Genomic DNA, 11,954 nt, shown 5'->3' on the forward strand with positions numbered 1-11,954 from the left:
CCGGTCAGTAGCGCTGATTCAGGTAGCCCAGCAACTCGTCGTGGAGCAGGCCGTTCGAGGCCGCCGCGTTGCCGCTGTGCGGGCCGGGGCGTCCGTCGAGTCCGGTGAAACTGCCGCCCGACTCGGTGACGATGATCGCGTTGGCGGCCATGTCCCAGAGGGAGAGCTCGGGCTCGGCGCAGATGTCCAGGGAGCCCTCGGCGACCATCATGTACGGCCAGAAGTCGCCGTACGCGCGTGTGCGCCACACCTCGCGGGTCAGGTCCAGGAAGCCGTTGAGGCTGCCGCGCTCCTCCCAGCCGCCGAGGGAGGAGTACGCGAAGGAGGCGTCCGACAACTCGGCGACGCCGGAGACGCGCAGGCGGGAGGCCGAGCTGAGGCTGCGGCCGGTGAAGGCGCCATGACCCTTCGCCGCCCACCAGCGGCGGCCCAGGGCGGGGGCGGAGACGACACCGACGACGGGCTGGTAGCCGCCCTCTGCCGCCTCCATCAGGGAGATCAGGGTGGCCCAGACGGGAACGCCCCGGACGTAGTTCTTGGTGCCGTCGATCGGGTCGACGACCCAGCGGCGGGGGCCGGTGCCGGCGAGGCCGAACTCCTCGCCGAGGATCGCGTCCCGGGGGCGCGCGCGCTGGAGTTGGCCGCGGATGAGTTCCTCGGCGGCCTTGTCCGCTTCGCTCACCGGGGTCATGTCCGGCTTCGTCTCGACCTTGAGGTCGAGGGCCTTGAAGCGGGCCATGGTGGTCGCGTCGGCGGCGTCCGCGAGGACGTGGGCGAAGCGGAGGTCGTCGAGGTAGTCGGCCATGTGGCGAACGGTATCTGTCGAGGTCGGTGCGGGGCTACAGGGGGCCGGGGGTCGGTTGGGGGCGCTGGGGACGGGGCGGGGATCGATGGGCAGCAGGCGGCTTCGGCTGGGCGGGGGCGGGTTTCGCCCACCGGCGCTTGCCGGGTGCCGCTGCGCCCACCCGTGCCGCCCCAGCGGCACGATGGCCCGCAGTCGAGTACGGGCGGGGTCGGCGGGCGATGGCCCGCAGTCGAGTACGGGCGGGGCCGGCAGGCGATGGCCCGCAGGCGACGGCCCGCAGTCGAGTTACGCGCGGGGCCCGCAGGTGCGTATGAGGGGCGGCGCGAATGTCCCCAGTGGTCGTGGGCACACGAGTTGTGTCGCGTCGCTGCGTGGCGTTCGGCCGGGTGGCCGGGCGGGGTGGGGCCGGAGTGTGCCGCGCACATTGGCTGATGTGCGCCCCTGAGAGCCGCCGCGAACCCTTGACAGTGACTTGATGCGCGTCAAATCTGAGGGCCAGAGCCGCCCGCTCGCTTTTAGGGAGGCGATGATGCCTGCAGCGCGGGAATCCTTGTTGGACGCCGCTTACACGGCGCTGGTGCGTCGGCCGTGGTCCGCCGTGCGCATGGTGGACGTGGCGGCGGTGGCCGGAGTGTCACGTCAGACCTTGTACAACGAGTTCGGCAGCAAGGAGGGGCTCGCCAGGGCCCTGGTCCGGAGGGCGGCGGACGGCTATCTGGCGGGTGTCGACCGGGCGCTGGCCACCCCCGCGGACACCCGGGACCGGCTGGCGGCGACCGCCGAGTGGACCGTGGTGGCCTCCCGGAACAATGCACTTGTTCGGGCCATGCTCACCGGCTGCTGGAGCGAGCGCCTGCCCTCGCCGACACTCTCGGCGGTGCCCTCGTCCTCCGCCGTGCCCGCGCAGCGCCGCGCGGACGGACCGTTGCCCGCGCCCGCCGACTTCGTGGCCCTGGTGCGCGAGCGGGCCGTCGCCGTCCTGTCCGCGCCCGGTACCCCGAAGTCGGACACGATGGAGCTGGCCCGCTCCTGCGAACTCACCGTGCGGCTCGCCCTGTCCTGCGTGGCGGCCCCCCCGGGTGAGGGCGGAGTCACGGATCTCGTGCGCACCGCGCTGCCCCGCCAGCCCAACCGCTCCCTCAACCACCTGTAGACGACAGGCGACACCTGCCGGAGCGGGAACCCGCGCGAACTAGTGTGCCGAACCCGACAGTTGCAGGCCCACGACCCCCACGATCACCAGGCTGATCGAGACGATCTTCAGGATCGACACGATGTCGCCGAGGAAGATCATCCCGTAGATCGCGGTGCCGGCCGCGCCGATGCCCGTCCAGACGGCGTAGGCGGGACCGACGTCGAGCTTCTTCAGGGAGAGGGTCAGCAGGCCGAAACTGCCGAGCGCGAAAACGCAGAAGGCGACCGTGGGCCAGAGTCTGGTGAATCCGTGCGAGAGCTTCAGACAGACGGCGAATCCGGTCTCAAGAAGCCCCGCCACGACAACCAGCAGCCACGCCATGTCTCGTCCTCCCGTGTCCCCACGTTCCGTGACCGCTTCGTGTGCTCTCGTCTGGTCGGGCTCCGACTTGGTGCGATTATGCACTTACCGGGTGGGAGGGGGCGCAAACAACGCGGAGGTCAGTCGCCTTCCCGCCGTTCGCGCGTCGAGAGGAGCCGGCGCAGGGAGTAGAGCCGTGCCGGGTCCGCGTGCCCGTCCGCGACCCACTGGTCCAGCGCGCAGTCCTGTTCGTCGTGACTGCACGCACGCGGACAGCCTTCCGTGCCCGGCACCAGGTCCGGGAAGGCGTTGATGACCCGGGACGGGTCGACGTGGGCCAGCCCGAACGACCGTACGCCCGGGGTGTCCACCACCCAGCCGCCGCCTGAGTCTGCCAGGGGCAGGGCCAGCGCGGAGGTCGTGGTGTGCCGGCCGCGGCCCGTCACCGCGTTCACATGGCCCGTCGTGCGGCGGCGGTCCTCGGGGACGAGGGCGTTCACCAAGGTCGTCTTGCCCACACCGGAATGGCCGACGAACGCCGTGACCTTGCCGGCGAGGTGACCGCGTACGCGGTCGGCGGCGCCGCCCGTCTCCAGTTCCTCGCGGCTCGTCACGACGTACGGGATGTCGATGTCCCCGTAAAGCTCCAGGAGCTTGTCGGGGGAGGCCAAGTCCGACTTCGTGAGCACGAGGAGGGGAGACAGGCCGGCGGCGTACGCCGCCACCAGGCAGCGGTCGATCAGCCGGGGACGCGGTTCCGGGTCGGCGAGGGCCGTGACGATGGCGAGCTGGTCGGCGTTGGCGACGACGACGCGCTCGTACGGGTCGTCGTCGTCGGCCGTGCGCCGCAGCACCGACGTACGGTCGGCGATGCGGACGATCCGGGCGAGGGTGTCCTTCTTGCCGGAGAGGTCGCCGACGAGGGCGACCGTGTCGCCGACGACCGCGGCCTTGCGGCCCAGTTCGCGGGCCTTCATGGCGAAGACCACGCGGTCCTCGACGAGACAGGTCAGGCGGCCCCGGTCGACGGTGAGAACCATGCCCTCGGCGGCGTCCTCGTGCTTCGGACGGATGTGCGTACGGGGACGGTTGCCCTTGCGGTTCGGGCGGCTGGGGATGTCGTCCTCGTCGGTGTGCTTGCCGTAACGGCGCATGATCCCTGTCCGCCCGTCAGTTCTTCCCGAGCATCCCGGCCCACAGTTCGGGGAAGTCCGGCAGGGTCTTGGCCGTCGTCGCCACGTTCTCGATCCGTACGCCCTCCACGGCCAGGCCGATGATCGCACCGGCCGTGGCCATGCGGTGGTCGTCGTACGTGTGGAAGACACCGCCGTGCAGGGGGCGGGGGCGGATGTGGAGGCCGTCGGCGGTCTCGGTGACGTCGCCGCCGAGTTCGTTGATCTCCTTGGTGAGCGCGGCCAGGCGGTCCGTCTCGTGCAGGCGGAGGTGGGCGACGCCGCGCAGGGTCGAGGGGGAGTCGGCGAGGGCGGCGACCGCCGCGATGCCCGGGGTCAGTTCGCCGACCTCGCCCAGGTCCACGTCGATGCCGTGGATCGAACCCGAACCGCTGAACACCAGGCCGTACTCGGTCAGCTCGCAGGTGCCGCCCATCTCCGTGAAGATCTCGCGGAGTTGGTCACCGGGCTGGGTGGTGCGCGTGGGCCAGTCGGGGATGACGACCTTGCCGCCGGTCACCAGGGCCGCCGCCAGGAACGGCTGGGCGTTGGACAGGTCCGGCTCGATCGTCAGGTCGCGGCCGAGGAGCGCGCCCGGTGTGACCCGCCAGACGTTCGGCTCGCCGCCCGACTCCGGGGTGTCCACCTGCGCGCCGACCGAGCGCAGCATGTCGACGGTCATCCGGATGTGCGGCATGGAGGGCAGCGTCGAGCCGATGTGACGGACCTCGACGCCCTGGTTGAAGCGGGGGGCGGACAGCAGCAGCGCCGACACGAACTGTGACGACGATGACGCGTCGATCGCCACCGCGCCGCCGTCCAGCGCGCCGCTGCCGTGGACCGTCAGCGGGAGGGCGCCCCGGCCGTCGTCGTCGATCCGGGCGCCCAGGACGCGCAGGGCGTCGATCACGCCGTTCAGGGGACGCTCGTACGACCGGGGGTCTCCGTCGAAGCGGATGGGGCCGTCGGCGAGGGCGGCCACCGGGGGCAGGAAGCGCATGACCGTGCCCGCGTTGCCGACGTCCACCGTGGTCGGGCCGTGCAGGCCGGTGGGCAGGACGCGCCAGGCCTCTCCGGAGCCGCCCGCGACGGATGAGCTGGACGAGACGGTCTCCTCGATGCCGACGCCCATCGCGCGCAGCGCGGCCGCCATCAGGAGGGTGTCGCGGGAGCGCAGGGGGCGGCGCAGCCAGCCGGGCTCGCTCGCGAGGGCGGCGAGGACGAGGGCGCGGTTGGTGACCGACTTGGACCCCGGGACGTGGACCGTCGCGTCGACGGCTCCGCTCGCGTGGGGGGCGGGCCAGAGGGCGGGCTGTGCGTTCAGGGCCATGGGGCCCACTTTAGTGGGGGTTCGCTTCGCCGGGTTCAGCCGGTTGACGTGCGTCGCCTGCCGGGTCCGATGTCGTCGTGGCCGGTCGCGCGGTTCCCCGCGCCCCTTACGGGGCGCACCTCGGCCGCGGGTGAAAAGTTCGGGCATCAAAGAGTTTCACAGGCTCAGCAGCCAGCGGCCACCGCCGAGCAGAGCGCAGACCGACACCACGTGGAACATCACGAGCCATACCGTCGCCGGTACGTGGGTCAGGCGGGACAGTTGGTCCGCGTCCGAGTCGCCGGCGCCTCCCCGGCGGCGCTTCGCCTGGAGTTCGAACGCCGGGCGCACGCCCCCCAGCAGCAGGAACCAGACCACCGCGTAGGCGAAGGCGGCCTGGACCTGGGGGCCTGCCAGCCAGGAGACGACCACGAAGGTGCCGCCGGTGAGGACGACCGTGAGGGCGCCGTAGGCGTTGCGGATCATGACCAGCATGGCGATCAGCAGGATCGTGGCGAGCCAGAGGAGGAGGGTGATGCGGCCGGAGCCGAGTAGGGCGGCGCCGCCGAGGCCGAGGAGCGGGGGAGCGGTGTAGCCGGCGGCGGCGGTGAGGATCATGCCGAGGCCGGTGGGCTTGCCTCGGCTGACCGTGAGGCCGCTGGTGTCGGAGTGCAGCCGGATGCCGGTCAGGGTACGACCGGTGAGCAGCGCGATCAGACCGTGGCCGCCCTCGTGCGCGATGGTGATGGCGTTGCGCGAGAGCCGCCAGACGCCGTGCGGGACGATCGCCGCGAGCGCGGCGACGGCGGTGGCTATGACGACCCAGAGGTCGGGGTCCGGCTGAGTGCCGAAGACCTCGTCCCACAGGCTCGCCAGCGAGGTGACTGCGGTGCTTTCCATGTTCTGCGGTGACTCCTCGGGGTCGCGATCGACAGGGGTCGGCGCGGAGCGCCGTCGTCGGGGGGTGGTGGTCGGGTGACGGGTGGGCCTGGCAGTGTGGCACTTATGTGCGGACGGTATCTGAGACGCCGATGTAGCAGCGATCGTTCCTGGGGGCAAAAGGGCAGGTCACAGCAGGAGGTCCCCGGAATGATCCGCAGTTCTTGCTCTACCCGTGCTGACTGTGTGCTGACCTGGGGGCACCTGTGATCACCCCAGGAAACCTGTCCCGTGCTGGGCCGGTGCTGATCTCGTCTTCGAGTCGAGGAGGAACCTCTCACGGGATCCATGTGTCAAGCGGCTGCAATGAGGACGTGGGGAAGGCGACTCGTTCATCGAACAGGGTGCGAGTCTTGAGACGGTGGTGGAGCCCGCCGAGCATGCGGTTGAAGAGTTCCGGAGTGCGCCAGCATGCCAGCCACCGCTGTTCCCGGCACCGGTAGTGAGCGTTCGCTCCGCCGGACGCGGTTCCAGAGCCGAGAAGGCCAGAGGAATCCGGCATCATGCAGGCGGTTGTTCTTGAGCCGCCTTCTGCCGGCGTAGCGGCTGTTCTCGGACGCTCGGGTGATCGGTGCCGCTCCCGCGTACGCCTTCAGTCCTCGCGTGTCTGCGAACCGAGCTGGGTCGCCGCCAATTTCGGCGAGGATGCTGGCACCGAGTTGGAAGTCAGGCCCGGAAGGCTGAGCAGCACCTCAGCGTCGGGGTGCTGGCGGAACGCCTTCTCGGTCTCTTCGACCAACCTCGGGCAGCGGGCCTGCCGCTGCTGGAGGACCTCCAGCCAGCGTTCTGCCTGGGCCTTGACGCCGCGCACGCGGCCAGGCCGTCTTCAGGGACGCGCAGAACTTCCTGCGGGTCGCTGTGGCCGCTTTGGCCGGTGTCGGTGCCACCACCACGATCGCGCGGGCCTGCGGGCGGCACAGACTGTTTTGTCAGCCCGCCACGGCCGCCAAGGCTGGGCAGTACCTCCCGCAGCAGGCATCGGAGCCGGTCGGCCAGCTGCTGGCGTTTCCGGTGGCATCCTGCTGGGCCGATCTCCCGCAGTGGCGCGTTTCCTCTGTGATTCGCTGTACCAGGCCACCCACCACGTCTTCCTCGGGTTGATCGTGCCGGCTGTACTCGGGATCGGTGCGCAGCTGCTGCTGCTGCTGACGCCGCGGCGCGGCGAACCGCTCATTCTGGACTGACGGTCGGCGGTCCGCAGAAATCACTGACGAGCGAGCGGAACCACTGGTGAGCGGGGTGGTTGTGCAGCCGCTCGTGCCAAATGAGTTTGTAGCTCAGCTTCTCGGCTTCGAAGGGCAACGGGCGGATTTCCAACTCGTGCTGCTTGATGAGTGATTGGCCATGCCCGTCGATGAAACCGTTCGGCACACACGTCAACAGGTCGCTTTCCTCGACGATCCGCAAAGCGTCGGCGAAGTGGTTGACGACGGCCATGATCGTCCGGGTACGACCCTGCAGGCCGAGCCAGCCGTCGATCACACCCAGATCCATACCGGACGGTGTCACCAACACGTGGTCTGCCGAGGCAAACTGATCCAACGTCATGTCCCGCGCCAACAGGTGTCCGCGGCGCATCACGCACATGTAGTGCTCTGTGCGAAGAACCCGCACGTGGATGTCGCGAGGAAGCGCGGGAAACATCCCGACCGAGCAGTCCAATGTGCCGCGTTCGATCGCGTCCAGCGAGCTGGCGTTGGTGTGGAACGCGAAAGCGACGCGGGCATAGGGCGAGGTCTCCCTCAGTTTCAGCGTGATACCGCACACCGCTTCGGCCGCGAGGCTGTCCGTGACCGAGAGACGGAAACCGGTCGGATCCGTACGGGGATCGAAGTGCTGGGGCGCGATCGAGGACCTGATCGTCGCCAGTGAACGATGGAGCTCGGGCCAGATGGCCAGCATCCGCGACGTCGGCTGAACGCCGTCGGGGGCCCTGAGGAACAACTGGTCCTGCATCAGCTTGCGGGCACGCCGAAGCGCGTTGCTGACGGCCGGCTGGCTCATCGACAGGCTGTTCGCAGCGCGCGTCACGTTCCGCTCCAGCATCACGGCTTCGATGACCAGGAGCAGGTTGAGATCGAGGCGCATGTTATTCACCTGGGTTATGGCGATCCCCCCAGACTGTGAATTGGACCCATTCCGAGCATTGAGCCACGCTATCAGCACTAACGCGCCGGACTTGCCGGGCTGGGGTCGCCCGGATTCCAGTCAGCGACTGGCGTCCGAGATGCGAGACGTGGAAAGGATATTCGCCGAGATGATAGACGCTCCTCTCGGAGACGTGCTACCGAAGCTGACCGGAAAGATCAGTCCGGAGCGCATTCGTCTGATGCGCACCCCACGGCCGCCACAGGGCCTGATCGAGGGGTTCAAGCGCATCACCGACGCGACCAGCGTCGTCTCCGACATCATGGACGAGCTGGGGATCACCGGAGCGATCGGCACCTCGGTTCTCAGGCCGACCCTGCCGACCGCAAGCATCGTCGGACCGGCGCTCACGGTGCGCAACATCGTGCAGCGTGAGCCGGTTCATGAAACGGCGCCCGGCCATGTGAATCGCATGGCGGAGTTCGAGGCGCACAACCTGGCCCTGCCCGGCGACATCGTTGTGATCGACGGTGTCGCAGGCATCTCGAACATGGGCGGGATTTCGGCGCAGACCGGAAAGCGGCAAGGTGAAGCCGGCGCCGTCATCTCCGGCGGAATCCGCGATGTCGGCCATTCCCGGCGGGTGGACTATCCGATCTGGGCCACGGAGATCACCCCGGTGACGGGCAAGTGGCGCATCGAGACGGTGGAGATCAACGGCGACGTCGAGATCGCCGGTGTGCGCGTCTCGCCCGGTGACATCGTCATCGCGGACGAGACCGGTGTGTGTTTCATCCCGATCGCCAGGGCGGCGGAGGTGCTGGAGCGGGCTCTGGCGAAGGCCACCTTCGAGGAGCAGAAGTGCGCGGCGATCGACGCCGGCATGTCCGTAGCCGATCTCCCGACGAATGCGTGAGGCCATGACCGACTCCACCCGGAGACTGCGTGTCTCCGTCCTCGACGACTACCAGGACGTCGTCCGCACCCTCGACTGCTTCAGCAAGTTGCACGGCCATGACGTCATGATCTGGAACGACTCCGTGGCCGACGTGGACGTGCTGGCCGAGCGCCTGGCCGACGCCGACGTACTGGTCCTTCTGCGCGAGCGCACCAAGATCGACGAAGCGCTGCTCAGCCGTCTGCCGAACCTCAAGCTCATCAGCCAGAACGGCCACATCCCGCACATCGACCTCGACGCCTGCACGCGGCACGGCGTGGTCGTGGCCTCGGCCCTGACCTCCCGTCCGTCCTACCCCACCGTGGAGTTCACCTGGGGTCTGATCCTGGCCGGGATGCGCAACATCCCGCTGGAGAGCACAGCGCTGCGCGAGGGCCGCTGGCAGAGCACCGTCGGGCTGGGGCTGCGTGGCCGGACGCTGGGCATCTACGGCTTCGGTCGGCTCGGCTCGATGGTGGCGCGGATCGGTGTGGCGTTCGGGATGGAGCTGCTGGTCTGGGGCCGGGAGGGCTCCCTGGACCGGGCGAAGGCCGAGGGCTTCGCGGTCGCGGAGAGCAGGCAGGCCTTCTTCGCACAGTCGGATGTGCTCAGCCTGCACCTGCGCCTGAACGAGGCGACCACCGGCCTGATCGGTCCGCAGGACCTCGCCCTCATGAAGCCGACCGCGCTGTTGGTGAACACCAGCCGGGCGGAGCTGATCAAGCCCGGAGCGCTGGCCGAGGCGCTGCAAGCCGGCCGGCCCGGTAAGGCGGCGGTCGACGTGTTCGAGCGCGAGCCGCTGACCGACCCGAACGATCCCCTGCTTCGGCTCCCGAACGCCCTGTGCACGCCGCACCTCGGCTTCGTCGAGCGCGACAACTACGAGTTCGCCTACGGCAACGCCTTCGACCAGATCGTGGCGTTCGCCGAGGGCGCCCCGAGCAACGTCCACAACCCCGATGTGCTGAAAAAGGACCACGTGCGATGAACCTTGAGCTCGATGGAGAAGTCGTCCTGATCACCGGCGGGAGCAAGGGCATCGGCCTGGCCTGTGCCCGCGCCTTCGGCCGGGAGGGCGCCCGCGTGGTCATCGTGTCGCGCAGCAAGGACAACCTGTCCGCCGCCCGGGAAGTCCTCGCGGAGGACGGCATCGAGGTCACTACGTTCTCGGCCGATCTGTCCGATGCGGCGCCGGCACAACGGGCGGTCATCGCGACCGAGGAGCAGGTCGGACCGATCGGCGTGCTGGTCAACTCGGCCGGCGGCGCCAAGCGCGTGCCCCCGGCCGAGCTGACGCCGGAGAAGTGGCGCACCGCGATGGACGCGAAGTTCTTCACCTACATGAACGTCATGGACCACGTGCTGCCGCGCATGGTGGAGCGGAAGGCCGGCTCGGTCGTCAACATCATCGGCACCGGCGGGAAGGTCGCCTCGCCGATGCACGCCCCCGGGGGTGCGGCGAACGCGGCGCTGATGCTGGCTTCCGCGGCGCTGGCCGCGGCCTGGGGGCCCGCCGGTGTCCGCGTCAACGTCATCAACCCGGGAGCGACCATGACCGACCGGGTGCAGATGTCCCTGGACACGGAGTCGCGCATGACCGGAAAGCCGCCTGAGGAGCTGCTGCGCCGCAACCAGGAGCGCATCCCGCTCGGGCGGTACGCCGCTCCGGAGGAGGTCGCCGACGCGGTGCTGTTCCTCTCCAGCGCCCGTGCGTCCTACGTGACCGGCGCGTCGCTGACCATGGACGGCGCGCTTACGCCGCTCGTCGTGTGAACGACCGAGCCGAAAACACAATCCGACAATCGGAGGAACAACGATGTTCTCCTGGTACCGCGAGCTCACCAAACGGGAGCGCAACACATTCTGGGGATGCTTCGCCGGATGGGCGGTCGACGCGATGGACGCGCAGCTCTTCAGCTTCGTGCTCCCCGTGCTCATCACCGCCTGGGGCCTGACGACGGCGGAAGCCGGCTACCTGGCCACGGCGACGCTCCTGTCGGCGGCCATCGGCGGCTGGGCCTGTGGCTATCTGGCGGACCGCTGGGGCCGCGCCCGCGTCATGCAGTTCACGATCCTCTGGTTCGCGGTGTTCACGTTCATCGCGGGCTTCGCACAGAACTTCGAGCAGCTCATTGTCGTGCGTGTGCTGCAGGGGCTCGGCTTCGGCGGCGAGTGGGCCGCCGGCGCGGTGCTGATGGGCGAGATCATCCGTCCCGCCCACCGCGGTAAGGCGGTGGGCTCCGTCCAGAGCGGCTTCGGCATCGGCTGGAGCATGGCCTCGATCATCGCCGGTGTGGTCCTCGCCCACGTGCCGTCGGAGTACAACTGGCGGGTTCTGCTGATGATCGGGGTGCTGCCCGGCCTGCTGGTGCTGTGGCTGCGGCGCACCATCGAGGAGCCGGAGCTGTACAAGCAGACGCGCGCCGCCATCACGGCCGGAGGCCGCGGCCCCGGCCTCGGGGCGATCTTCAAACCGGGTGTGCGGGGCGTCACCATCAAGGCGTCGCTGCTGGCGTTCGGAGTGGTCGGCGTCGGCGGGGCGATCGTCAACTGGCTGCCGACGTTCATGAAGACGGTCCGCGAGCTGTCGCCCAGCGCGTCCGGCTACTACCTGTTCCTGGTGACCGGCGGTTCCTTCTTCGGCTTCCTGGCGAGCGCCTATCTCGCCGACGTCCTCGGCCGTCGACGTACGTTCCAGCTGTTCCTGGCCTGCTCCTGGCTGGTGACCATCGGTTACATGTTCCTGCCGCTGTCCGGGTGGGGGCTGGTCCTCATGGGTGTGCCGTTCGGCTTCTTCACGATCGGCAACTACGCCACGCTGGGCCCGTTCTTCACGGAGCTGTTCCCCACCGCGATCCGTGGCAGCGGGCAGAGCTTCGCCTACAACTTCGGCAAGGCGGCCGGCGCCCTCGCGGTCACCTGCATCGGCATCCTCGCCCAGTACATCACCCTGGCCGAGGCCATCGGACTGATCGCACTGCTCGGTTACAGCGTCGCGATCGTCATCACCCTGCTGCTCCCCGAGACGAAGGGCATGGACCTCAAACCGGGTGTCGATGCGATGCCCGCAAGCGCGACACCCAGCGAGTCCCCAGCCGTGTAGGACGGCCGATTCACCGCCTTCCCCACTCCGCTCCAACCGCAGACCGCGCTCTTGATGCTCGCGTCCCGGCTCATCGCCCTTGGGACCAGGCCCTTTTGAGGCCGTA

General features: G+C 69.2%; 14 protein-coding genes. 6 read left to right on the top strand and 8 right to left on the bottom strand.

The genetic code is table 11. The annotated features are described in order from the left end of the window. Positions 1 to 4 precede the first annotated feature (4 nt). The gene (hisN, locus tag OG858_RS30540) at positions 5 to 805 is read right to left on the bottom strand and encodes a histidinol-phosphatase (protein WP_319066545.1); all 801 of its coding nucleotides are present in this window, start codon (positions 803 to 805) and stop codon (positions 5 to 7) included. Positions 806 to 1,331: 526 nt separating this feature from the next. Between hisN and OG858_RS30545 the strand changes: the two genes are divergently transcribed. Continuing rightward, positions 1,332 to 1,958, top strand: a complete 627-nt coding sequence (locus OG858_RS30545; protein ID WP_086748963.1) for a TetR/AcrR family transcriptional regulator — start codon at positions 1,332 to 1,334, stop codon at positions 1,956 to 1,958. Between the two features lie 39 nt (positions 1,959 to 1,997). Here OG858_RS30545 and OG858_RS30550 read toward each other — a convergent pair whose 3' ends face one another. The 6 genes from OG858_RS30550 to OG858_RS30570 form a co-directional block, all read right to left on the bottom strand. Continuing rightward, on the bottom strand, positions 1,998 to 2,321 hold the full coding sequence (locus OG858_RS30550; RefSeq protein WP_037695074.1) for a DMT family transporter: 324 nt from the start codon (positions 2,319 to 2,321) through the stop codon (positions 1,998 to 2,000). A gap of 119 nt (positions 2,322 to 2,440) precedes the next feature. Beyond that, complete coding sequence (rsgA, locus tag OG858_RS30555) at positions 2,441 to 3,454, bottom strand: ribosome small subunit-dependent GTPase A (RefSeq protein ID WP_086748964.1); 1,014 nt, start codon at positions 3,452 to 3,454, stop codon at positions 2,441 to 2,443. A gap of 16 nt (positions 3,455 to 3,470) precedes the next feature. Further along, positions 3,471 to 4,802, bottom strand: coding sequence for a 3-phosphoshikimate 1-carboxyvinyltransferase (aroA, locus tag OG858_RS30560; RefSeq protein WP_319066547.1), 1,332 nt, complete (start codon positions 4,800 to 4,802; stop codon positions 3,471 to 3,473). Between the two features lie 156 nt (positions 4,803 to 4,958). Continuing rightward, positions 4,959 to 5,681 carry a M50 family metallopeptidase gene (locus tag OG858_RS30565; protein WP_086750749.1) on the bottom strand — a complete coding sequence of 241 codons (723 nt, stop codon included), beginning with the start codon at positions 5,679 to 5,681 and terminating at the stop codon, positions 4,959 to 4,961. Between the two features lie 371 nt (positions 5,682 to 6,052). After that, positions 6,053 to 6,367 (bottom strand): transposase, encoded by a 315-nt coding sequence (locus tag OG858_RS48245; protein WP_086750751.1) that lies wholly within the window; start codon positions 6,365 to 6,367, stop codon positions 6,053 to 6,055. Then, positions 6,313 to 6,531, bottom strand: a complete 219-nt coding sequence (locus tag OG858_RS30570; RefSeq protein WP_086750748.1) for a hypothetical protein — start codon at positions 6,529 to 6,531, stop codon at positions 6,313 to 6,315. Before OG858_RS30570 ends, OG858_RS48245 begins: the two co-directional genes overlap by 55 nt. A 229-nt stretch (positions 6,532 to 6,760) precedes the next feature. On the opposite strand from OG858_RS30570, the gene OG858_RS30575 reads away from it, so the two are divergent. Continuing rightward, positions 6,761 to 6,904, top strand: coding sequence for a hypothetical protein (locus OG858_RS30575; RefSeq protein WP_179201254.1), 144 nt, complete (start codon positions 6,761 to 6,763; stop codon positions 6,902 to 6,904). Here OG858_RS30575 and OG858_RS30580 read toward each other — a convergent pair. Next, positions 6,891 to 7,808, bottom strand: coding sequence for a LysR family transcriptional regulator (locus OG858_RS30580; RefSeq protein ID WP_086750747.1), 918 nt, complete (start codon positions 7,806 to 7,808; stop codon positions 6,891 to 6,893). The genes OG858_RS30575 and OG858_RS30580 overlap by 14 nt on opposite strands. A gap of 193 nt (positions 7,809 to 8,001) precedes the next feature. Here OG858_RS30580 and OG858_RS30585 point away from each other — a divergent pair, with 193 nt between their 5' ends. The 4 genes from OG858_RS30585 to OG858_RS30600 are packed head-to-tail and all read left to right on the top strand — an operon-like array spanning position 8,002 to position 11,848. Continuing rightward, positions 8,002 to 8,724 (top strand): RraA family protein, encoded by a 723-nt coding sequence (locus tag OG858_RS30585; protein WP_218779652.1) that lies wholly within the window; start codon positions 8,002 to 8,004, stop codon positions 8,722 to 8,724. A 4-nt stretch (positions 8,725 to 8,728) separates the two neighbouring features. Continuing rightward, entirely contained in the window at positions 8,729 to 9,733 is a 1,005-nt protein-coding gene (locus OG858_RS30590) for a D-2-hydroxyacid dehydrogenase family protein (RefSeq protein WP_218779651.1), read from the top strand. Next, positions 9,730 to 10,518, top strand: coding sequence for an SDR family oxidoreductase (locus OG858_RS30595; RefSeq protein WP_086750745.1), 789 nt, complete (start codon positions 9,730 to 9,732; stop codon positions 10,516 to 10,518). Before OG858_RS30590 ends, OG858_RS30595 begins: the two co-directional genes overlap by 4 nt. Positions 10,519 to 10,561: 43 nt before the next feature. Continuing rightward, complete coding sequence (locus OG858_RS30600) at positions 10,562 to 11,848, top strand: MFS transporter (protein ID WP_086750744.1); 1,287 nt, start codon at positions 10,562 to 10,564, stop codon at positions 11,846 to 11,848. Positions 11,849 to 11,954 lie beyond the last annotated feature (106 nt).

It is taken from the genome of Streptomyces europaeiscabiei (assembly GCF_036346855.1).
GTDB classification, from domain to species: Bacteria; Actinomycetota; Actinomycetes; order Streptomycetales; family Streptomycetaceae; genus Streptomyces; species Streptomyces europaeiscabiei.